Source organism: Flavobacterium artemisiae, assembly GCF_042678225.1.
Taxonomy (GTDB): domain Bacteria; phylum Bacteroidota; class Bacteroidia; order Flavobacteriales; family Flavobacteriaceae; genus Flavobacterium; species Flavobacterium artemisiae.
The window spans coordinates 1-643 of record NZ_JBHUDZ010000021.1; the positions used below are offsets into that span (position 1 = coordinate 1).

Annotated in this window: 1 protein-coding gene; it reads right to left on the reverse strand. The window is 44.6% G+C overall.

Going from position 1 to position 643, the window contains the following annotated elements:
• A partial coding sequence (locus ACFSC2_RS25075) for a SprB repeat-containing protein (protein ID WP_379818734.1) occupies positions 1-643 on the reverse strand: 643 nt, incomplete at both ends.

The following is a 643-nucleotide window of genomic DNA, read 5'->3' on the forward strand; positions in this document are numbered from 1 at the left end:
TAGCTCCTGTTGACCATAAATAAGTATATCCAGGAGTTCCTCCACTTGGAGTAACTGTAGCTGTTCCGTTAGCTCCTCCAAAACAAGAAACTGATGTTGTACTCACTATTCCGTCAAGGACAGCAGGTGATCCCACTACAATACCTGTAATTGTTCTTGTACACGCATTTGCATCTGTAATAGTTACACTATAAGTTCCTGCTGCTAATCCGGTAGCAGTTGCTGCTGTACCTCCAGACGGTGACCAAGAATACGTATATCCAGGAGTTCCTCCTGAAGCCACAACAGTAGCAGTACCGTTAGATCCTCCAAAACAAGAAACTGAAGTTGTTGTAACTGTTCCATCAACAATTGCTGCAGATTGTCCTACTACAATACCAGTGATTGTTCTTTGACAAGCGTTAGCATCTGTAATAGTTACACTATAAGTACCAGCTGCTAAACCTGTAGCTGTAGCGGCTGTACCTCCAGACGGTGCCCATGAATACGTATATCCAGGTGTTCCTCCACTTGGAGTAACTGTAGCTGTTCCATTTGCTCCTCCAAAACATGATACCGCCGTTGTAGATGCAGTTCCGTTAAGAGCGGCGGCTGGTTGTCCAACCACAATCCCTGTAATTGTTCTTGTACAGGCATTTGCATC